Annotated in this window: 15 protein-coding genes; 9 read left to right on the forward strand and 6 right to left on the reverse strand. The window is 71.0% G+C overall.

Annotated elements, in window-relative coordinates; genetic code table 11:
• The first annotated feature begins 6 nt into the window (after nucleotides 1-6).
• Entirely contained in the window at nucleotides 7-891 is an 885-nt protein-coding gene (locus tag AB0I21_RS36885) for a 2-hydroxyacid dehydrogenase (protein WP_360568230.1), read from the forward strand.
• Here the strand turns inward: AB0I21_RS36885 and AB0I21_RS36890 are convergent.
• The gene (locus AB0I21_RS36890) at nucleotides 885-1,244 is read right to left on the reverse strand and encodes a PH domain-containing protein (protein ID WP_344508130.1); all 360 of its coding nucleotides are present in this window, start codon (nucleotides 1,242-1,244) and stop codon (nucleotides 885-887) included. The two genes, AB0I21_RS36885 and AB0I21_RS36890, sit on opposite strands and share 7 nt — an antisense overlap.
• A gap of 192 nt (nucleotides 1,245-1,436) precedes the next feature.
• Between AB0I21_RS36890 and AB0I21_RS36895 the strand changes: the two genes are divergently transcribed.
• Nucleotides 1,437-6,017 carry a hypothetical protein gene (locus tag AB0I21_RS36895; RefSeq protein WP_360568231.1) on the forward strand — a complete coding sequence of 1,527 codons (4,581 nt, stop codon included), beginning with the start codon at nucleotides 1,437-1,439 and terminating at the stop codon, nucleotides 6,015-6,017.
• Nucleotides 6,018-6,084: 67 nt separating this feature from the next.
• Here the strand turns inward: AB0I21_RS36895 and glyA are convergent, their stop codons facing one another.
• Together glyA and ilvD are read right to left on the reverse strand one after the other, a co-directional pair.
• Nucleotides 6,085-7,347 (reverse strand): serine hydroxymethyltransferase, encoded by a 1,263-nt coding sequence (gene glyA / locus AB0I21_RS36900; RefSeq protein WP_360568232.1) that lies wholly within the window; start codon nucleotides 7,345-7,347, stop codon nucleotides 6,085-6,087.
• 178 nt (nucleotides 7,348-7,525) lie between these two features.
• On the reverse strand, nucleotides 7,526-9,370 hold the full coding sequence (ilvD, locus tag AB0I21_RS36905) for a dihydroxy-acid dehydratase (protein WP_360568234.1): 1,845 nt from the start codon (nucleotides 9,368-9,370) through the stop codon (nucleotides 7,526-7,528).
• 227 nt (nucleotides 9,371-9,597) lie between these two features.
• On the opposite strand from ilvD, the gene AB0I21_RS36910 reads away from it, so the two are divergent.
• Genes AB0I21_RS36910 through ilvC form a run of 3 tightly spaced genes read left to right on the forward strand, consistent with a single transcriptional unit; the run spans nucleotide 9,598 to nucleotide 13,033 of the window.
• On the forward strand, nucleotides 9,598-11,478 hold the full coding sequence (locus AB0I21_RS36910) for an acetolactate synthase large subunit (RefSeq protein WP_360568236.1): 1,881 nt from the start codon (nucleotides 9,598-9,600) through the stop codon (nucleotides 11,476-11,478).
• Between the two features lies 1 nt (nucleotide 11,479).
• Nucleotides 11,480-11,998, forward strand: a complete 519-nt coding sequence (ilvN, locus tag AB0I21_RS36915) for an acetolactate synthase small subunit (RefSeq protein ID WP_344508120.1) — start codon at nucleotides 11,480-11,482, stop codon at nucleotides 11,996-11,998.
• Nucleotides 11,999-12,019: 21 nt separating this feature from the next.
• Nucleotides 12,020-13,033: a ketol-acid reductoisomerase gene (gene ilvC, locus AB0I21_RS36920; RefSeq protein WP_344508119.1), complete on the forward strand. Its 1,014-nt coding sequence runs from the start codon at nucleotides 12,020-12,022 to the stop codon at nucleotides 13,031-13,033.
• 35 nt (nucleotides 13,034-13,068) lie between these two features.
• Here the strand turns inward: ilvC and AB0I21_RS36925 are convergent, their stop codons facing one another.
• A complete protein-coding gene (locus AB0I21_RS36925; RefSeq protein WP_360568238.1) occupies nucleotides 13,069-13,446 on the reverse strand; it encodes a TipAS antibiotic-recognition domain-containing protein in 378 nt (125 codons plus the stop codon).
• A gap of 302 nt (nucleotides 13,447-13,748) precedes the next feature.
• Between AB0I21_RS36925 and serA the strand changes: the two genes are divergently transcribed.
• The 3 genes from serA to AB0I21_RS36940 all read left to right on the forward strand — a co-directional run bounded on the left by serA (nucleotide 13,749) and on the right by AB0I21_RS36940 (nucleotide 17,687).
• Nucleotides 13,749-15,359 (forward strand): phosphoglycerate dehydrogenase, encoded by a 1,611-nt coding sequence (gene serA / locus AB0I21_RS36930; protein ID WP_360568240.1) that lies wholly within the window; start codon nucleotides 13,749-13,751, stop codon nucleotides 15,357-15,359.
• 141 nt (nucleotides 15,360-15,500) lie between these two features.
• Nucleotides 15,501-16,529 carry a 3-isopropylmalate dehydrogenase gene (locus tag AB0I21_RS36935; protein ID WP_360568242.1) on the forward strand — a complete coding sequence of 343 codons (1,029 nt, stop codon included), beginning with the start codon at nucleotides 15,501-15,503 and terminating at the stop codon, nucleotides 16,527-16,529.
• 60 nt (nucleotides 16,530-16,589) lie between these two features.
• Nucleotides 16,590-17,687, forward strand: a complete 1,098-nt coding sequence (locus AB0I21_RS36940) for a branched-chain amino acid aminotransferase (RefSeq protein WP_360568244.1) — start codon at nucleotides 16,590-16,592, stop codon at nucleotides 17,685-17,687.
• Nucleotides 17,688-17,764: 77 nt separating this feature from the next.
• On the opposite strand, the gene AB0I21_RS36945 is transcribed toward AB0I21_RS36940, so the two are convergent.
• Together AB0I21_RS36945 and AB0I21_RS36950 are read right to left on the reverse strand one after the other, a co-directional pair.
• Entirely contained in the window at nucleotides 17,765-17,965 is a 201-nt protein-coding gene (locus AB0I21_RS36945; protein ID WP_344508109.1) for a hypothetical protein, read from the reverse strand.
• 1,050 nt (nucleotides 17,966-19,015) lie between these two features.
• Nucleotides 19,016-19,546 (reverse strand): carboxymuconolactone decarboxylase family protein, encoded by a 531-nt coding sequence (locus AB0I21_RS36950; protein ID WP_344508107.1) that lies wholly within the window; start codon nucleotides 19,544-19,546, stop codon nucleotides 19,016-19,018.
• Nucleotides 19,547-19,917: 371 nt separating this feature from the next.
• Between AB0I21_RS36950 and cimA the strand changes: the two genes are divergently transcribed.
• Nucleotides 19,918-21,519: a citramalate synthase gene (gene cimA / locus AB0I21_RS36955; protein ID WP_344508105.1), complete on the forward strand. Its 1,602-nt coding sequence runs from the start codon at nucleotides 19,918-19,920 to the stop codon at nucleotides 21,517-21,519.
• Nucleotides 21,520-21,543: the final 24 nt, after the last annotated feature.

Here is a 21,543-nt window from a genome sequence, read left to right on the forward strand (position 1 = left end):
TCGCCGGTGAAGGTTTGCATCCCGCACGAGGACGGGCTGGCGCTGCTCGGCCCGCTGCCCGCCGAGGTCTCGGTCACCGTCTCCGTCACGCCCGACGACGTCGAGTTCTGGGTGCCGCCGTTCCTCGCCTCGCCGGACGTGGTCGAGCTGGCGGCGTCGCTGCCGCGGCTCGCGGTCGTGCAGCTCATGAGCGCCGGCGCCGACCGGTGGGCGGGCCGGCTGCGCCCCGGCGTGCAGCTGTGCGACGCCCGCGGGGTGCACGACTCGTCCACGTCGGAGTGGGTGGTGGCGGCGATCCTGGCCTATCTGCGCGATTTCCCGCATTTCGTGCGGACGGGACGGGAGTGGTCGTACCGGCAGACCGACGAGCTCGCGGGCAAGCGGGTGCTCATCGTCGGTGCCGGCTCGATCGGCGCCGCGGTCGAGGCCCGGCTGGCGCCGTTCGAGGTGTCGGTGACCTCGGTCGCCCGGCGCGCGCGGGACGGCGTCCACGGTGTGGAGGAGCTGCCGTCGCTGCTGCCGTCCGCGGACGTGGTGGTGCTGCTGGTGCCGCTGACGCCCGAGACGACCGGACTGGTCTCGGCCTCGTTCCTGGCGGCGATGCCGGACGGGGCGCTGCTGGTCAACGCGGCACGGGGACCCGTGGTCGACACCGGCGCGATCCTCGCCGAGACGGCGTCGGGGCGGCTCGGCTTTGCGACGGACGTCACCGACCCTGAGCCGTTGCCGGCGTCACATCCGCTCTGGGACCTGCCGAACGTGCTGATCACTCCGCACGTCGCGGGTTCTGTACGAGGTCTGCTCCGCCGTGCCTATGCGCTGGCGGGAGACCAGGTGCGACGGTTCGCCGCCGGGCAGCCGCTCATCAACGTGGTGGTCGACGGCTACTGAGTCATCGCCGTGATGCGCTCGACGTCCTGGGGGCGGACCGCGTCGAGCTTCACGAAATGTCCGTTGGCGAGGCGGGCCTGGACGACCCCCTCCTGACTGACCAGGCCGTCGACCGCGGCCCATGGCACGCGGCGGCTGCCCAGCAGCGCCCGCACCGTGAAACCGTCGTCGTCCACGTCGGTGCCGGCCCGCCACGCCCACACGGCGATCGCGATCGGCACCAGCAGGACGGGCAGGAACCAGAGGCTCTCGGCCAGCAGCGGGATGGCGCCGATGGTGGCGATGCCGGCCGCCACGGCGAGCGATGCGCTGCGCCGGAACCTGACCTTGGGACGTGTGGTTCGGGTGGTCACGAGGACAAGTCTCGCACCTTTCGTGGAACTGCTTCTTGTCGGTGGGTCGGGGCATACTGGCGCGGTGGGGGAGCAGGATCGGGACGGGCGGCTCTCGCCCGGCACAGCGCTCAGGGTTACGCTCGGTGCCGTGTTCGTCGAGATCGCGACAAGTCGGCGTGCCGGTGGTCGCGGCTGCTTGGAGGCCCGGATTTGACCGGCAACACGTGGCACTCCGGCGTCAAGAGCAGCCGCCGGGTCGGCGTGCGCCCCACAGGCGTGCTCGCGGGTGCGTTGATCGTCGCGGCGGCCCTGCTCGCCCTCGCCGTCGCCGGCTGGGGCGTCATGGAGCTCAGCCTCATCTGGAGCGTCGCCGCGGTCCTGTCGCTCATCGGTGTGCTCGTCCTCACGCTGCGTGGCTTCCCCATGTTCGCGATCCTCGCCGCGGTCACCGGCGCAGTCGCCTGGGGCGCGGCCACCCGCACCTGGCTGCCCGGCGGCTGGACCGACTTCCTCGGCATCATCAAGTTCATCGGCGTCAACCTCGGCTTCGACGTGCCGCTCATCGGCGCCTTCCTCGCCGCGCTGATGCTCGACGCGCGCCGGCTGTCCCGCGCCGCCATCGACGAGGCGGTCAGCGGCCGCCGCTGGTGGGGCAAGCCCGACGACCACCTGCCGCGGCTCAAGGAGCTCGAGGTGCTGCCGTCGGCCCGGTTCTTCGCCCTCGGCGAGGGCGGCTGCACCCATCTCGTCGTCGCCGGGCGGCGGGTCGCCCTGTTCCTGCCGACCGTCTGGCCACACGGCGAGTTCTCCATGGACGCCTCCGGCCAGGTCCTGCGCGGCGGCCGCCTCTTCGTCCCCGGCTCCGAGGACGTCGACGGCCTCGCCGCCGAGGTGCACACCTGGCGCGAGCAGCTCGGCAAGGTCGGCGGCGCCGTCCGCGGCTACCTCGTCGTCGCCCCCTCACGCGGCGACGTCAGCGAGGATCTCGTCATCTCCGTCGCCCCCGGCGAGCACCTCCACCTCGTGCACGCCCACGAGATGGTCGAGGCCGCGGGGCGCTGGCTCGCCGCCGAGCCCTACCGGGTCGAGCTCTCCGTCATGGAGCGCCTCCTGGTGATCGCCGCCGGCAACAAGCTGCCCGAGCCGTCGCCCCTGGCCCGCTCCTTCGCCCGTATGACCACCGGCTCGCACCCCACCGTCCCGGCGTCGCCCACCGTCGCGGACGCCGCCTTCGCAGCGGCCGCCGGCACGTCCACCGACGCGGAGCCCGCCTCCCTCCGCGACCGGCTCACCCGGGGCCGCTTCGGCCGCTCCGCCAGTTCGGCCAACCCCACTTCCCCGCCGGCTTCCCGCCGCGGCGACCATGACGAGGACGGCTCGGTGCGCGACCGCTTATCCGACGACGACGGGTTCTCGCCCCGCCGCGGCGACTACGAGGAGGACGGCTCGGTCCGCAGCCGCTTCGGCCGCTCGTCGGACCTGTCTTCTCCGTCTTCCTCCTCGGATCCTGAGTCGGCCGTCCCGGCCAGCGACTCGTGGGAGTCCCGCACCACCCGGGAGCTGGTCGGCTCGTGGGACAGCGAGTCGGCCAACAAGTTGGCCGCGTGGGCGGCGGCGGGCTCCGGCGCCGATCCCCGTGCCGACGAGGACGCTGACGACCACGTGCCGCTTGAGGACTTCGGCAGCCGGCCGGCCGCTGACCGCCGCCGGTCCTCCTCTTCCCCGTCGTTGTCCGACAGCGACGGGGAAGCCCGGTTCTCGTGGTCGTCGGACCGAGCCGAGCCGGCCTTGGCGGAGTCGGATGCGCCCAGGGGCGTGGGCCGCCGCCGCGCTCCCGAGGAAGAGCCCTTCCCGTCCCGGCCGTCGTCCCCGCCGCCCTCGACCTGGCCCGCCGCGTCGGCTGAGCCGCCGTCCCCCGCCGCGTCGACGCTGCCACCCACTCCCGAGTTCCGGCCCGCTCCTCCGGCACCGGAGCCGTCGGCCGACCGGTTCGCGTCGCTGATGTCCGAGTTCGACCAGATCGCCAGCGACCCTGACCGGTTCGGGTTCGCCCTGGACACGCCCGCAGACCCGGACACCCCGCCCTCGACGTCGCCCAGCAGCTCCACAGACCGTGCCTGGTCCTCGCCCCGTGGGTCGTCGCCGGATCTGACCGATGGCTCATCGGACCGTGCCTGGTCCTCGTCCCGTGAGCCGGCGGCGGATTCGATCGGTGATTCGTCGGATCGTGGTTGGTCGTCTTCTCGTGGGTCGTCGTCGGATCTGGCCGGTGGCTCGCCGGATCGCAGCTGGTCCTCGTCCCTTGAGTCGGCGGCGGAGCCGGTTGGCTGGTCCTCGTCTCGTGAGTCGGCGGCGGATTCGATCGGTGATTCGTCGGATCGTGGTTGGTCGTCTTCTCGTGCTTCGTCGTCGGACCTGGCCGGTGCCTCGCCGGACCGTGCCTGGTCCTCCCGTGAGCCGGCGGCGGATCTGGCCGGTGGCTCGTCGGAGCGTGGTTGGTCGTCGTCTCGTGAGTCGGCGGCGGATTCGATCGGTGATTCGTCGGATCGTGGTTGGTCGTCTTCTCGTGGGTCGTCGTCGGACCTGGCCGGTGCCTTGCCGGACCGCGGTTGGTCCTCGTCCCGTGAGCCGGCGGCGGATCTGGCCGGTGGCTCGTCGGAGCGTGGTTGGTCGTCGGAGCCTGGGCCGGCGTCGGATCTCGGCGACCGGGCGTCGGATCGCGGTGGCTTCTCCGACCTGGACGGTCCGGGCCGGACTCCGGCAGACCCGGTGCGTTTCGGCACGCCGGCGAGCGACCGCCCGGCCCGGCGCCCCGTCGAGCGGCCGGCCGAGCGGCCGGCATGGACCGGCAGCCTGTTCGACGGCGAGAAGCCCGAGCTCGTCGCCGAGCCCCTTGAGCTCAGCCGCTCCTGGCAGGCCGACCCCGAGGCCCGCTCCCTCCGCCGGCGCGAGCGCCAGCAGCCCTCCGCCACCCACAACTCCGCCGACGACCCCGTGTCCAGCGCTCCGACGTCGGGCGTTCCCACCTCCGGCATCCCGACGTCGGGCGGGCCCACCTCCCGCATCCCCACGTCCGGCGCGCCGACCTTCGGCGGCCCCACGTCAGGTGCTCCGGCCTACGGTGGATCCACGTCGGGTGCGCCGGCCTCCGGTTTCCCGGGGTCGGGCGGCTCCCGGTTCGACGGCTCTGCGTTCGGGAGCTCGTCGGACGGTCCCTCTGGTGCATGGCCGGTGTCCTCGCCTGCCTCTGCCGGCCCGGCCCCCTCCGCCGGCCCTGTCGAGCGGCCTTCCGTCCCGCCGTCGACGCCGTCCCGGGCGGACGCGTTGCCGGAACCTTCGTGGGGACGTGACTCTTGGTCGCAGGGCTCGTCCGCGGGGCCGGCACCGGCGGAGCGATCGTCCTCGGGCTCCTCATGGTCGGACTCCGCGCGGCCGGCGCAGGGCCGTTCCGAGGATTCGTGGTCGGGCTCGTCCTGGTCTGACTCTTCGCAGACGGATCATCTCCGCTCCGATCGGAACTGGTCAGACGCTCCGAGCTCGGATCGAGCTGCTTCGGATGTGGCTGGTTCGGATCGCGCTTGGTCGGAGCCTTCGCGTCTGGAGCCTTCGCGTCCAGAGTCTTCGCGTTCGGAGTTTTCGAGTCCAGAGCCTTCGCGTTCGGAGTCTTGGCGTTCGGAGTCTGCGCGGTCGGAGCAGGACTGGTCGGATCGGGCGGGGTCGGACGAGGGGCAGGTGGGGGTTCCGAGGGCTGGGGCTTCTGCAGCCTTGTGGTCGGAGCAGGGGCAGAGCGGCGTATCGCGAGCGGGTGGACGAGACGACGACCGGGCCGGTGCGCAGCCGGGCATGAGGGCGGCGGGTGCCACTGAGGATGGCGCTGACTGGTGGGACGCCGAGGCGGCGGCAGGGTCCCGGGCCGGTGTCGACGAGGCGCCGGTGGAGCAGCCTGCCAAGCGGTCGCGGTGGGGGTTCTCGAAGGCGGGGAAGGGCAAGAAAGGCCAAACCGCCGCCGCGTCTGCTGCGGGCGATGCCCCGGCCAGGCGTCCCGGGTCCGGAGCGCCTGCGGCCGGGAGTGACTGGGCCGCAGGGACGGAGGCCGGGCAACGGGCCGGGGCGGCCGATCCCTCGACGCCCGCGGGACGGCCTTCCTGGGCGACCGACCCGACGACCGGCTGGGAGAGCGACCCGAGTGGGGAGTTCACGTCCGAGCGGCGTGCCGGCTCCGCGTCGCGCACCACCGGCACCACCGGCTCCACCCGTCCCGACCACACCGGCGACTGGGCCACCGGCTTGGACCGCAGCGGCGACAACAGCCGGGGCAGTGACGACTGGGCCAGCGGCTTGGACCGCAGCGGCGACAACGGCCGGGGCGGCGACGACTGGGCCAGTGGTTCGGGGCGCGGTGCTGACAACGGCCGGGGTGGCGGTGACTGGGCCAGTTCGGACCGCGGCGGTTCGGATCGCGGTGGGGACTGGGGTGGGGCGGACCGCGGCGGGCCGGGTGGCCGCAGCGAAGACCGGGGTGGGCTCGGCGGGCGCAGCGAAGACCGGGGTGGGCTCGGCGGCCGCAGTGAAGACCGGGGTGGGCTCGGCGGGCGCGGCGAGGACGTCGAGCGGGCCGGGGATCGTGGCCGGGGGGAGCGGGGCGGGTTCGGCGGGGGTGTGCCGGGGCAGCGACAGCGGGCGCGGGACATGGTGTTCGACGACGATGTGGCGCCTCTGGAGCTCAACCTCGACGAGGAGCCCAAGAATCCCGACCAGAAGTCGCGGCGGTTCCTGCGTCGCGGCAAGTAGCGACGAACAACCACACGAGGGGCGGATCCGGTCACACGAACCGGAACCGCCCCCGTGTGTTGTGGGGTCAGTGCCAGCCGGGCATCGGGTACGCGGACAGCAGCTCGCGGACCTCGGCGGCGATCGTGTCCAAGGCGTCGTCGTCGGACTTGACGGCGGCGTCGACGGCGCGGGAGATCCAGTCGGCGACCTGGGGCATCTGGGCCTCGGTGAGGCCGCGGGTGGTGAGGGCGGGCGTGCCGATGCGCAGGCCGGAGGGGTCGAAGGGCTTGCGGGTGTCATACGGGACGGTGTTGTAGTTCGTCTCGATGCCGGCGCGGTCGAGGGCGCGGGCGGCGGGCTTGCCGCCGATGTTCTTGCCGGTGAGGTCGATCAGGATGAGGTGGTTGTCGGTGCCGCCGGAGACCAGGTCGAAGCCGCGCTCCAGCAGGGCGGCGGCGAGGGCGCGGGCGTTGGCGACGATCTGGTGGGCGTAGGCGCGGAACGACGGCTGGGCCGCCTCGCGGAGCGCGACGGCGATGCCCGCGGTCGTGTGGTTGTGCGGGCCGCCCTGCAGGCCTGGGAAGACGGCCTTGTCGATCGCCTTGGCGTACTCCGCGGTGGAGAGGAGCATCGCGCCGCGAGGGCCGCGGAGGGTCTTGTGGGTGGTGGTCGTGATGACGGAGGCGTGGCCGACGGGGGAGGGGTGCGCACCGCCGGCGATGAGGCCCGCGATGTGCGCGACGTCGGCGACGAGGACCGCGCCGACCTCGCGGGCGATCTCGGCGAAGCGCGGGAAGTCGATGGTGCGGGGGATGGCCGTGCCGCCGGAGAAGATCAGCTTCGGGCGTTCCCGCAGGGCGATGTCGCGGACCTCGTCGAAGTCGATGAGGCCGTCGGACCGGCGGACCGTGTACTGCACGGGGCGGAACCACGCGCCGGTCGCCGAGACGGACCAGCCGTGGGTGAGGTGGCCGCCCATCGGCAGGGCCATGCCCATGACGGTGTCGCCGGGGGCGGCCAGGGCCATGTAGACGGCGAGGTTCGCGGGGGAGCCGGAGTAGGGCTGCACGTTGGCGTGCTCGACGCCGAAGACCGACTTGGCGCGGGCGATCGCCAGCTCCTCGATCGGGTCGATGAAGCGCTGGCCCTCGTAGTACCGCTTGCCGGGGTAGCCCTCGGAGTACTTGTTGGTGAGGACGGTGCCGGTCGCTTCGAGGACGGCCTGGGAGACGTAGTTCTCGGAGGCGATCATCCGCAGCGTGTCGTGCTGCCGGGCGGCCTCGCGCTGGATCAGGTCCGCGAGGTCGGGGTCGGCCGAGGTGATCGACGGCAGGGCGGGAACATGCATGGGGCTTCCTCCCATACGGGTGACCGTGACACCCAGGCGCGCGGTGCCAGCGATGCAGGAAGCTCCCCGGTGGTCGGTTCCACCTTGATGTGCGCCAGTCGCAGTACCAGCGATGCTAGTGCACGACCGGGCAGAAACCCCGGGCCAATCCGATCGAACTGGCCCGGGGTGACGACCGTTACGGCACCTTGCGGTAGGCGCCGTCGCTGGCCGCGGTGGCCATCGACGCATACGCGCGCAGCGCCGCCGAGACGGGTCGCTGCCGGTCCAGCGGCGTGTACGGCCGCTCGCGCTTCTCCTGCGCGACGCGGCGCGCGGTCAGCACGTCCTCGTCGACGATGAGGCTGATCGAGCGGTGCGGGATGTCGATCTCGATCCGGTCGCCGTCCTCGACGAGGGCGATGAGCCCGCCGCCGGCCGCCTCGGGCGAGATGTGACCGATGGAGAGGCCGGAGGTGCCGCCGGAGAAGCGGCCGTCGGTGATGAGCGCGCAGGCGCGCCCCAGGCCCCGCCCCTTCAGGAACGACGTCGGGTAGAGCATCTCCTGCATGCCCGGCCCGCCCTTCGGGCCCTCGTACCGGATGACCACCACGTCACCGGGGACGACCTCCTTGGCGAGGATGCCGTCCACCGCGGACTCCTGCGACTCGAAGACCCGTGCCGTGCCGTGGAAGACGAGGTTCTCCTCGGGCACGCCGGCGGTCTTGACGACGCAGCCGTCGGGGGCGATGTTGCCGAACAGGATCGCGAGGCCGCCGTCGGCGCTGTAGGCGTGCTCCTTGGAGCGGATGCAGCCCTCGGCGGCGTCGGTGTCGAGCGTCGCCCAGCGGTTGGACGTGGAGAACGGCTCGACGGTGCGGACCCCGCCGGGCGCGGCGTGGAAGAGCTCGAGCGCGGTGTCGGAAGCGGTCCCGGAACGGATGTCCCATTCGGCCAGCCAGCTGGACAGGTCGGGCGAGTGAACGCTGCGGACCCCGTCCCGGAGCAGGCCCGCGCGGTTGAGCTCGCCGAGGATGGCAGGGATGCCGCCGGCGCGGTGGACGTCCTCCATGTGGTACTTGGGGCTGTTGGGCGCGACCTTCGACAGGCACGGCACCCGGCGGGAGATGCCGTCGATGTCGGCGACGCTGAAGTCGACCTCGGCCTCGCGGGCGGCCGCGAGCAGGTGCAGGACGGTGTTGGTGGACCCGCCCATGGCGACGTCGAGGGCGACCGCGTTCTCGAACGCCTCGCGGGTGGCGATCGCGCGCGGCAGTACCGACGCGTCATCACCCTCGTAGTACTGCTTGCACAGCTCGACGACGAGCGAGCCGGCCCGCTCGAAGAGGGCCTTGCGGGCGCTGTGGGTGGCGAGGGTGGAGCCGTTGCCGGGCAGGGCGAGGCCGATCGCCTCGGTGAGGCAGTTCATCGAGTTGGCGGTGAACATGCCGGAGCAGGAGCCGCAGGTCGGGCAGGCGGAGCGCTCGATCTGGCCCAGCTGCTCGTCGGTGACCGCCTCGTTGGCGGAGGCGATCATCGCGTCGATGAGGTCGAGCTTGGCGTGCACGACGCCCTCGATCGCGACGGTCTTTCCGGCTTCCATGGGGCCGCCGGAGACGAAGACGGTGGGGATGTTGAGGCGGAGCGCGGCGAGCAGCATGCCGGGCGTGATCTTGTCGCAGTTGGAGATGCACACGAGCGCGTCGGCGCAGTGCGCCTGCACCATGTACTCGACGGCGTCGGCGATGAGCTCGCGGCTGGGCAGCGAGTAGAGCATCCCGCCGTGGCCCATGGCGATGCCGTCGTCGACGGCGATGGTGTTGAACTCCTTGGCGACCCCACCGGCCTCGGCGACCGCGTCCGCGACGATGATCCCGAGGTTGCGCAGGTGGACATGGCCCGGCACGAACTGCGTGAAGCTGTTGGCGATGGCGACGATGGGCTTACCGAAATCTGCGTCGGTCATGCCGGTGGCGCGCCAGAGGGCGCGTGCGCCGGCCATGTTGCGACCAGAAGTGGAGGTTTTGGATCGCAGCTCGGGCATACTTGTGAGTCTGACACGTTCCAGATCGTGGGACCGGTTGACTCGGGCGGTGAGATGCGCAAGAGTGGGGGAATGTCGTCGAGGTCGCTGCGAGTACTTATCATCTAGCGCGCCGACGCCTGCCGTCAGCGCGCTAGCCCCTCGTGCATCGCACGGAGGGGTTTTTTCATGTCCAAGCCAGTCCGAGCCGCGACCAAGACACCATTCGAGCGAAAGTGCGAAATGCGATGACGAGACCCACGCCTGAAGTCCTCGCCCACCGAGCGCACCCGGCCGCACCCGCCGCTCCGGCGACGCCGCCGGGCTCCACCGCGCCGGCCGCCGCCGACCGGTCGGACAAGACGGCCGTAGAGAAGAAGCCGGAGCTTCTGACCGGCGCTCAGGTGCTGGTGCGGTCGCTCGAGGCGCTCGGCGCGGACGTCGTCTTCGGCATTCCCGGCGGCGCGATCCTCCCCGCGTACGACCCGCTGTTCGACTCCGAGTCCGTCAGGCACATCCTGGTCCGCCACGAGCAGGGCGCCGGGCACGCCGCGACCGGCTACGCGCAGGCCACCGGCAAGGTCGGCGTCTGCATGGCGACGTCCGGCCCGGGCGCGACCAACCTGGTCACGCCGATCGCCGACGCGTACATGGACTCCGTCGCGATGGTCGCGATCACCGGCCAGGTCGCCTCGGCCTCCATCGGCACCGACGCGTTCCAGGAAGCCGACATCGCCGGGATCACGCTGCCGATCACCAAGCACAACTACCTGGTCAAGACCGGCGAGGAGCTGCCGCGGATCCTGGCCGAGGCGTTCCACCTGGCCTCGACCGGCCGCCCCGGCCCGGTCCTCGTCGACATCCCCAAGGACGTGCTGGTCAAGCAGACGACGTTCAAGTGGCCGCCGACGCTGGACCTGCCCGGCTACCACCCGACGCTGCACCCGCACGGCAAGCAGATCCGTGAGGCGGCCCGGCTCATCGCCGCCGCGAAGCGGCCCGTGCTCTACGTCGGCGGCGGCGTCATCAAGGCCCACGCGTCGGAGGTGCTGCGCAAGCTCGCCGAGCTGACCGGCGCGCCGGTCGTCACGACGCTGATGGCCCGCGGCGCGTTCCCCGACTCGCACCCGCAGCACCTGGGCATGCCCGGCATGCACGGCAGCGTCGGCGCCGTCTACGCGCTGCAGAAGGCCGACCTGCTGATCACCCTCGGCGCCCGCTTCGACGACCGGGTCACCGGCGACCTGAGCACGTTCGCGCCGAACGCGCTGGTCATCCACGCCGACATCGACCCCGCCGAGATCGGCAAGAACCGGGTGGCGGACGTGCCGATCGTCGGCGACGCCAAGCACGTCATCGAGGAGCTGATCGGCGCCGTCACCGCAGAGCACACCGCGGGGCACAAGGTCGCGCTGACCGACTGGTGGGCGACGCTGGACGACATCCGCGGCCGGTACCCCCTCGGATACGAGGAGCCGTCCGACGGCACCCTTGCCCCGCAGTACGTCATCGAACGCATCGGCGCGATCGTCGGTCCCGAGGCGATCTACACCGCCGGGGTCGGCCAGCACCAGATGTGGGCCGCGCAGTTCGTGAAGTACGAGCACCCGGCGACCTGGCTCAACTCCGGCGGTCTCGGCACGATGGGCTACGCGGTGCCCGCCGCGATGGGCGCCAAGGTCGGCCGGCCCGACAAGGTCGTCTGGGCGATCGACGGCGACGGCTGCTTCCAGATGACCAACCAGGAGCTCGCCACCTGCGCCCTGGAAGGCATCCCGATCAAGGTCGCCGTCATCAACAACGGCAACCTCGGCATGGTCCGGCAGTGGCAGACGCTCTTCTACGACCAGCGGTACTCCAACACCGAGCTGGGCACCCACAAGCACCGCATCCCCGACTTCGTGAAGCTCGCCGACGCGCTCGGCTGCGTCGGCCTGCGCTGCGAGAGCAAGCAGGACGTCGACGCCACGATCGAGGCGGCGATGAAGGTCACCGACCAGCCGGTCGTCATCGACTTCGTCGTCGGCAAGGACGCCATGGTGTGGCCGATGGTCGCCGCCGGCACCAGCAACGACGAGATCATGTTCGCCCGCGGGGTCGCGCCCAAGTTCGATAAGGACGACGTCTGAGATGACCACCCACACCCTGTCAGTCCTGGTGGAGAACAAGCCGGGCATCCTCGCGAGGGTCGCCGGCCTGTTCGCCCGCCGTGGCTTCAACATCGACTCCCTCGCGGTCGGTGAGACCGAGCACCCCGAGGTCTCCCGGATGACGATCGTCGTCAACGCCGAGGACAGCCCGCTCGAGCAGGTGACCAAGCAGCTCAACAAGCTGGTGCAGGTCCTGAAGATCGTCGAGCTCGACGGCAACGCCAGCGTCCAGCGCGAGCTGCTGCTGGTGAAGGTGCGCGCCGAGCGGCCGGTCCGCTCTCAGGTCCTGGAGACGGTGAACCTGTTCCGGGCCCGCGTGGTCGACGTCTCGCCGGACGCCCTCACGATCGAGGCCACCGGCACGTCGGAAAAACTGGACGCGCTGCTCCGGGACCTGGAGCCGTTCGGTATCAAGGAAATGGTCCAGTCCGGCGTCGTGGCCATCGGCCGTGGCTCCCGCTCCATCACCACGGGCCCGGCGCTGCGCGCCGCGTCCTGACAAATGTTGAAAGGAAACACAATGTCCGCCGAGGTGTTCTACGACGACGACGCCGACCTGTCGTTGATCCAGGGCCGCAAGGTCGCGGTCCTCGGTTACGGCAGCCAGGGCCACGCCCACGCGCTGTCCCTGCGTGACTCCGGTGTCGACGTCCGCGTCGGCCTTCCGGAGGGTTCCAAGAGCCGGGCGAAGGCGGAGGAGCAGGGCCTGCGGGTCCTCTCGCCGGCCGAGGCCTCCGCCGAGGCGGACGTCATCATGATCCTGGCGCCCGACACCGCGCAGCGCTCCCTCTACACCGAGTCGGTCGAGCCGCACCTGACCGCCGGCAAGGCGCTGTTCTTCGGTCACGGTCTCAACATCCGGTACGGGTTCATCACGCCCCCCGCCGACGTCGACGTCGCGATGGTCGCCCCGAAGGGCCCGGGCCACCTGGTCCGCCGCCAGTTCGTGGACGGCAAGGGCGTGCCGTGCCTCGTCGCGGTCGAGCAGGACGCGACCGGAAACGCGTTCGCCCTCGCCCTCGCGTACGCGGCCGGCATCGGCGGCACCCGTGCCGGCGCCATCAAGACCACGTTCAAGGAGGAGACCGAGACCGACCTGTTCGGCGAGCAGGCGGTCCTCTGCGGCGGCGCCTCGGCGCTCGTCCAGACCGGTTTCGAGGTGCTCACCGAGGCGGGCTACGCCCCGGAGATCGCCTACTTCGAGTGCCTCCACGAGCTCAAGCTGATCGTGGACCTCATGTACGAGGGCGGCATCGCCCGGATGCGCTACAGCGTGTCCGACACCGCCGAGTACGGCGACTACTCCCGCGGCCCGCGCGTCGTCGACGCCCGGACCAAGGAGGAGATGAAGAAGATCCTCGCCGAGATCCAGTCGGGCGAGTTCGCCCGCGAGTGGATCGCCGAGGACGACGCCGGCCGCCCCAACTTCACCAAGCTCCGCGAGCAGGGTGCGGCGCACCCGATCGAGGAGACCGGCCAGAAGCTGCGCTCGATGATGAGCTGGGTCGACCGGCCCATCACCGAGACGGCCTGACATCTGGGAAGGGGGGCCTCGGCCCCCCTTCTTCGTTACGCGCGCGCCGCGTTCGCGTGGATCGCGTCCCGGATGAACTGCGCCAGACCCGGGTGGTCCGTGTCGTAGTTCGCCGTGAAGCGCGGGTCCGCGACGTACATGTCGCCGAGGCCGCGGTGGAGCTCACTGCCGCAGTCGTAGAACCAGCGGCTGAGGTGCTGCCGGTGCGCCTCGGCCAGATCCATCGCCAGCTCCCCCTGCGCCGGCTCGCCGTCGACGAACGCCCTGGTGAACGCCGCCGTGTTCGCGGCCGCCTCGGCCTTGATGCGTTCCCAGTCCTGCGGCGTGTACTTCGCGGTCCGCTCCGCCGACTGCCGGTAGGCCTCGGTCTGGCCCCACCGCTGCTCGGCCTCTTCCGCGTAGGGATTCTCCATCTTCGTCTCCTTTGCTGCGTCGGTACGACCAGCGTCAGGTCTCCAGTGGCAGGAGAGTCAAGCGGACCCTTCGGGTGCGCCAGGGGCTTCAGAAGGGGCAGGTCGGGTCGTTGCCGGCCGGTCACCCGAACGGGCAGCTGTGATCGCGCTCACGTCCGCGCGGGGACGGGCGGTCGCGGCCCCGGGCCTACCATCGGCGGAAGAGGCCGCCCCGCCCGGTCCCGTCGCCGTTCCACGTGCGTGGCGTGCAGTGCCGCGCGCCTCGCATCGACGCCAGCCGAAGCCCGAGAGTCGAGGTCCGTATGACCCTCCCTCCTGAACGCCCGGTGGTGCTGATCGCCGAGGAGCTCGCTCCTTCCGCCCTAGAGGTGCTCGCCGACGACTACGAGGTCCGTCACATCGACGGCACCGACCGTCCGGCGCTGCTCAAGTCACTCGCCGACGCCAGCGCGATCATCGTGCGCAGCGCCACCCAGGTCGACGCCGAGGCCGTCGCCGCCGCGCCGAGGCTCAAGGTCGTCGCCCGCGCCGGCGTCGGCCTCGACAACGTCGACGTCCCCGCCGCCACCGCCCGCGGTGTCATGGTCGTCAACGCGCCGACGTCCAACATCGTCTCCGCCGCCGAGCAGGCCGTCGCGCTGCTGCTCGCCGTCGCCCGCAACACCGCCGCCGCCTCCGCCGCGCTGAAGGCGGGGGAGTGGAAGCGGTCCAAGTACACCGGCGTCGAGCTGTCCGGCAAGGTCGTCGGCGTCGTCGGCCTCGGCCGCATCGGCGTGCTGTTCGCCCAGCGGATTGCGGCGTTCGGGGTCCGGCTCGTCGCGTACGACCCCTACATCCAGCCGGCCCGTGCGGCCGCCCTCGGCGTGCGCCTGCTCGGCCTCGACGAGCTGCTGCGCGAGAGCGACTTCATCTCGATCCACCTGCCGAAGACCCCGGAGACCGTCGGCCTCATCGGCGCCCGTGAGCTGGGCATCGTCAAGCCGGGTGTGAGGATCATCAACGCGGCCCGCGGCGGCCTCGTCGACGAGCAGGCCCTCGCCGACGCGATCGCCGACGGCCGGGTCGCCGGTGCCGGCATCGACGTCTTCGCCAAGGAGCCATGCGTCGCTTCGCCACTGTTCGCGTTCGACAACGTGGTCGCCACCCCGCACCTGGGCGCGTCGACGGTCGAGGCGCAGGACAAGGCCGGGCTGGCCGTCGCCCGCAGCGTCAAGCTGGCGCTGGACGGCGAGTTCGTCCCCGACGCGGTCAACGTCCAGGTCGGCGGCGTCGTCGCCGAGGAGGTGCGGCCGCTGCTGCCGCTCGCGGAGAAGCTCGGCCGGGCCTTCACCGCGGTCGCCGGCGGGATCGCCTCGGCCGTCACCGTCGAGGTGCACGGCGAGGTGGCGCATCACGACGTGTCGGTGCTGAAGCTCGCCGCGACGAAAGGCCTGTTCAGCAGCGTCGTCGCAGAGCAGGTCACCTATGTGAACGCACCGCATCTGGCGGCCGATCGGGGGGTCGAGGTGGCCCTCGCGGTGTTCACCGAGTCCGCCGATCAGACCAACCTGGTGACCGTGCGCGGTGTACTGCCCGACGGCAGGGTAGCCTCCGTGTCCGGCACGTATGTCGCGGGACCGCGAGAGGCCCTGAAGCTGACGGAGATCGACGGCTTCAGCCTCGAGCTCGCCGCGGAGGGTGTGCTGCTGTTCTTCCGATATGCCGACCGCCCCGGCGTCGTCGGATTGGTGGGGTCGATACTGGGGACTGCGGGGGTCAACATCGCGGCGATGCAGGTCGCCCGGCGCGAAGCCGGCGGCGAGGCGCTGATGACGCTGACCGTCGACCAGTCCGTGCACGCGGACCTGCTCAACGAGGCCCAGCAGGCCATCGGCGCCACGGCGGCGAGCACGGTCGACCTGTCGGGCGAGTAAGACGTTCCTCCTAGGGGGCGGGGAGAGTGGCGGCTCTCCCTGCCCCCGTCTTATTTCATCCGCTGTCCATTGTTTGAGATGCGCGTCCACGCTCTAGGACAAGCGCGTACCGTGGGCAGGTCCGAGGAAAGGGGCACAGTGGTGGCGAAGATCGCGGTCGTGGCCGGGGACGGCATCGGGACCGAAGTGGTGGCGCAGGCGCTCAAGGTCCTGCGGGTCATCCTTCCGGACGTCGAGACGACCGACTATGACCTCGGCGCCGCCCGCTACCACCGCACCGGCGAGGTGCTGCCCGACAGCGTCCTGGAGGAGCTGCGCGGCCACGACGCCATCCTGCTCGGCGCCGTCGGCGACCCGACCGTCCCGCCGGGCGTGCTGGAGCGCGGCCTGCTGCTGAAGCTGCGGTTCGACTTCGACCAGTACGTGAACCTGCGCCCGTCGCGCCTGTGGCCCGGCACCACCAGCCCGCTCGCCGGCGTGAAGCCCGGCGAGATCGACCTCGTGGTCGTCCGCGAGGGCACCGAGGGCCTCTACGTCGGGGCCGGCGGCAACCTGCACCCGGGCACGCCCGCCGAGGTCGCCACCGAGGAGAGCCTCAACACCCGCCACGGCGTCGAGCGGGTCATCCGCGACGCGTTCGCCCGGGCCGCGAAGCGTGAGCGGCGCAAGGTGACCCTGGTGCACAAGACCAACGTGCTCACCCACGCCGGTGGCCTGTGGGCCCGCACGTTCAACGCGGTGAAGGCCGAGTTCCCGGACATCGAGACCGAGTACCAGCACGTCGACGCCGCCGCCATGTTCCTGGTGAGCAACCCGCAGCGCTACGACGTCGTCGTCACCGACAACCTCTTCGGCGACATCCTGACCGACATCGCGGCCGCCGTCACGGGCGGTATCGGCCTCGCGGCCAGCGGCTCGATCAACCCCGAGCGCGCCTTCCCGTCGATGTTCGAGCCGGTCCACGGCTCCGCGCCGGACATCGCCGGCAAGGGCATCGCCGACCCGTCCGCCGCCGTGCTGTCCACGGCGCTGCTGCTGGACCACCTCGGCCACCCCGAGGCCGCCGAGAAGGTCACCGCCGCCGTGGGCGCTTCGGTGGCCGCCCGCACGCCCGGATCGGTGCTGTCCACCGAGGCGATCGGCGACCAGCTCGCCGAAGCCGTGGCCTGAATGCGGTTGAACGACCGTTCGGGGTAAGTTGCAGACACGACGCGCAACTGGAGGCAGACCATGAACGGCGGGGAAACGCTCGACTTCGAGATCCGTCCCAACCCGGCGCCGGTGAGCGCCGCGGAGCGGTCCGCGCTGCTCACCAACCCCGGCTTCGGGCGGATCTTCACCGACCACATGGTCACGGTGCGCTATGCCGAGGGCAAGGGCTGGTATGACGCCCGCGTCGAGGCCCGCGCGCCGATCCCCATGGACCCGGCGACCGCCGTCCTGCACTACGCGCAGGAGATCTTCGAGGGGCTGAAGGCCTACCGCGCGGCCGACGGCGGCGTCACGCTCTTCCGCCCCGACGCCAACGCCGACCGCTTCCAGCAGTCGGCGGCCCGCATGGCCATGGCGCCCGTGCCGCAGCAGCTGTTCCTGGACGCGCTCAGCGAGCTGATCCGGGTCGACCGCGACTGGGTCCCCTCCGACCCCGAGGGCAGCCTCTACCTGCGCCCGTTCCAGTACGCGAGCGAGGTCTTCCTCGGCGTCAAGCCCTCCTCCGAGTATCTGTTCCTGGTCATCGCCTCCCCGGTCGGCAGCTACTTCAAGGGCGGCGTCAAGCCCGTCAGCGTCTGGGTCTCCCGCGACTACACGCGCGCCGCCCCGGGCGGCACCGGCGCGGCCAAGTGCGGCGGCAACTACGCCGCCAGCCTCGTCGCCCAGGCGGAGGCCATCGAGCACGGCTGCGACCAGGTCGTCTTCCTCGACGCCGTCGAGCAGCACTACGTCGACGAGCTCGGCGGCATGAACGTCTTCTACGTCTTCGACGACGGCAGCCTGCTCACGCCGCCGCTGACCGGCACGATCCTGCCCGGCATCACGCGCGAGTCCGTGCTGCGGCTCGCCGGCGACCAGGGTATGACCGTCCGCGAGGAGCCGTACTCGTACGAGCAGTGGCAGGCCGACGCGCGCAGCGGCCGCCTGCGGGAGGCCTTCGCCTGCGGGACCGCCGCCGTCATCACCCCGATCGGCGTCGTGCGTGACCGCGACGGCGAGTTCACGATCGCCGACGGCGCCGCGGGCAAGGTCACGATGGACCTGCGGGAGAGCCTGGTCGGCATCCAGCGCGGCACCGCTGCGGACCCGCACGGCTGGGTGCACCGCGTCCTGTAGCACCCGCGTGTTACGGGCGTTCGTACTGTCGGGCTTCTGTCAGGCGCGTGCTGGTTCGCCGGTTTTGGCCGGGTTTGTTACGCGGACCAGCGGCCCAGGTTGGACGTCCGCCCGTAGCTGGGGCGGACGCCGCGTGGGGTCGGCCGCTCGTACGCCAGCAGCAACGCCTCCTCGGCGAGCTGCGCGTCCGGGCACGGCCAGAACGCCTTGCATTCGCAGAAGTTGTCGGTCCGCGGCTTGTGCGCGTCGTGCAGCGCCCGAGCGACGCGCCACAGCATCGGATCAGCGCAGCCGAACGGAGGCTCGAGCGGCGGCTCACCCCCCGCCTCGCCACCGGATCCCGGCGGAACACCCTCGTCGATCATTTTCCGTCGCCCCCAGGCTCCATGTCCCACCGCCGCCGGCCCGCGTTCCGGCGACTGCTGCCGAAACGGTAACCGCCGATCCCGCCCCGGCGCAGACACGCTGTGCGCAACTTGCACGACCGGGCGACACCGTCCCCCTGCGCTACCGGGTCCGACCAGGACAAACACCCCACGGCCCGACCAAAACCCCACCCGAACCGGCAGCCCACAACGACCCGAAAAGTGTCATACCTCGGCGATAGGTTCGATGCCATCGGGGGTGCTCTACGGGGGAGGTGGTGGTTGCTATCCGCGTGCGGGTTCGCTGATCCCGTCTGGGGGTCAGGCCAGCGCGGAGGCGGGGTTTTCCGCCCGGCTGGGCCGGGCGCCAGGTGGCGTGGTCGCGGTGATGTTCCTCCGGCCGCCGTTCTCGCATGGTCCAGTGCCGTCGAGGGCGTCGTCCGGTGCTTCCACACCGTCGTCGGCTTTCACGATCCGTCCACCACACACCGGCCGCCGCCGTCGCGCTCGCCGCCGTGGTTCACGACCGGCGCAACGGACCTGGCCGCGGGTTTGGCTTCCGTCGTCGCGGGTTTCTCTGTGGGTCGGGGCCGTGGTTGGGGGGATCGAAGTCGCGTGGGGGCTGTCCGGGCGGCCAAGGTTGTCCTTCGATCATGGTGGCGGTCGGCTCTCGTCGTCACCGTCCTTGCTGTGGTCGCGGTGATGTTCCTCCGGCCGCCGTTCTCGCATGGTCCAGTGCCGTCGAGGGCGTCGTCCGGTGCTTCCACACCGTCGTCGGCTTTACGACCCGTCCACCACACACCGGCCGCCGGCGTCGTTGGTTTCAGGACCAGTGCACATCGGGCTGGCTGCGGCGTCGGATTTGCGGGTGTCGTGTGGCTGGTCGCCTGGGGCGAACCTGGGCGGAATGCAGAGTACGGGTGCCGGAGCCGCCACTCCGACACCCGTACAAGAGGAAAGCCCCTAGACGGAAGCTGCCTCTGCATCGAGGGTCACGGCCAACGCGTGAACTACCGCGGCGACGCGCAAACCCTCGTCGACCACTTCGCGGGACACCCCTGCACCACGAAGTGATCTTTCGTGCGATTCCAGGCACACCCCGCACCCGGTGATCGCGGATACTGCTATGGACCACAGCTCGGTGTCGACCGTGCCGACGCCGGGCCAGGTGGTCACCTGGCGGCGCAACCGCGCCGGCAGGTGCTGGTACGCCTCGTCACCGATGAGGTGCTTGGCGCGGAAATATACGTTGTGGACGGCCATGCGCGCGGCAACCGCCTTGGCTGCTTCAACAGCCTCAGGCTTCAGATGATTCCCGGCCTCGGCGAGGATCGAGCGGAACACGAAGGCGCTCCGTGTGGTCATCGCGCAGGAGAGCGCGGTGCCCCACAGCTGCTGCTTGGTGAGCAGCGTGCCGGCGAGGGCGGCGTCGAGGTTCAGCTCGACGTCCTTCGCATACGACGGCAGCGCGGCCTTCAGTGCCTCGATCGACATCAGACCGACGGCCTACCCGGACGGGCCTCACCAACGGTGAGCACAGGAACCTCCTTGGTGCGTTCGCTTGACTGGTTCCAACCTTGACCGACGCTCGTTACGGGGACATGACGAACAGGGTGAATCGTGAAGCAGATCACCTGGGTTCTCAGAATTCGGAATCACATGTCACGGATCGCGCGGTCGTGGCAAGCTACCCAACGTGACTCGGCTCATTATTGGCCCTTAGCGCGACCAGCATCCCCTCGCTGGCCGCGCAGACCTCTCGCATTCGCGAGGGGTCTTTTTGTTGGTCCACCCGCCGGTAGCCGCCAGGGCCGCCCAGGGCCGCCCAGAAGCAAAATCCCCAAGCCCAAAGCCAGGAGAAGACCATGCAGGTGTACGACACCACGCTGCGCGACGGGGCCCAGCGCGAGGCGATCAGCTACTCAGTCGTCGACAAGCTGGCGGTCGCCCGGCTGCTCGACGAGTTCGGCGTCGGGTTCATCGAGGGCGGCTGGCCGGGAGCGATGCCGAAGGACACGGAGTTCTTCCGGAGAGCCAGGACCGAGCTGGACCTCAAGCACGCGGTGTTCGTCGCGTTCGGGGCCACCCGCAAGGCCGGCGTCCGGGTGCAGGACGACCAGCAGGTGCGGGCGCTGCTCGACGCGGAGACGCCGGCCGTGACCCTGGTCGCCAAGTCCGACCTGCGGCACGTGGAGCGGGCCCTGCGCACCACGGCGGAAGAGAACCTGGCGATGGTCCACGACACCGTCGCATACCTGGTGGCCGAGGGGCGGCGGGTGTTCCTGGACCTGGAGCACTTCTTCGACGGGTACACCTTCGACCCGGAGTACACCGCGAAGGTCGCCGCGACCGCGCTCGCCGCCGGCGCCGAGAAGGCGGTCATGTGCGACACGAACGGCGGGATGCTGCCGTCGCTGATCACCAGGGCGATCGGCGAGGTCAAGGGCAGGCTCTCGGTCGCGCTCGGGATCTCCGAGGCCGAGGCGGTCGACCGGCTCGGCATCCACTGCCAGAACGACACCTCGTGCGCGGTCGCCAACACGGTCGCCGCCGTCGAGGCGGGCGTCCCGCACTTCCAGTGCACCGCGAACGGCTACGGCGAGCGGCCCGGCAACGCCGACCTCTTCGCCGTGGTCGGCAACCTTCAGCTGAAGCTCGGCATGCCGGTCCTACCGGACGGGTGCGTCGAGCAGATGGTGCGCGTCTCGCACGCCATCGCAGAGATCGCAAACATCGCACCCGACACCCACCAGGCTTATGTCGGGTCGTCAGCGTTCGCTCACAAGGCGGGCCTGCACGCGAGCGCGATCAAAGTGGATCCCGTGCTCTACAACCACATCGACCCGGTCGTCGTGGGCAATGACATGCGGATCCTTGTCACCGAGATGGCCGGACGGGCCAGCATCGAGCTCAAGGCACGCGAGCTCGGCGTCGACCTGTCCGGTCATCCGGAGGCGCTGTCGCGGGTCACGACCCGCGTGAAGGACCTGGAGGCGCGGGGCTGGTCGTTCGAGGCCGCCGACGCGTCGTTCGAGCTGCTGGCCCGCGCCGAGCTCGCCGACGGTGCGGTGCCGAAGCCGTTCGCGCTGGAGTCGTACCGCGTCATCGTCGAGCACCGCGAGGACGGCGCCGTGGTGTCGGAGGCGACGGTGAAGGTCCGCGTCCGGGGTGAGCGGATCATCGCGACGGCGGAGGGCAACGGCCCGGTCAACGCCCTCGACGAGGCGCTGCGGGTGGCGCTGACCCGGCACTACCCCGAGCTGTCGCGCTTCGAGCTGGCCGACTACAAGGTCCGCATCCTCGAGGGCAGCCACGGCACGGGTGCCGTCACGCGGGTGCTGGTCGAGACGCGTTCGACGGGGGAGGACTGGACGACCGTCGGCGTCCACGAGAACGTCGTGGAGGCGAGCTGGACCGCGCTGGTCGACGCGCTGAGCTACGGCCTGTCCCGCCAGGTGCGGGTGTAGCGAACCCGAAGGGTGGGGCCGTCA

Origin of the sequence: Dactylosporangium sp. NPDC050588 (assembly GCF_040654975.1) — a bacterium.
Taxonomy (GTDB): domain Bacteria; phylum Actinomycetota; class Actinomycetes; order Mycobacteriales; family Micromonosporaceae; genus Dactylosporangium; species Dactylosporangium maewongense.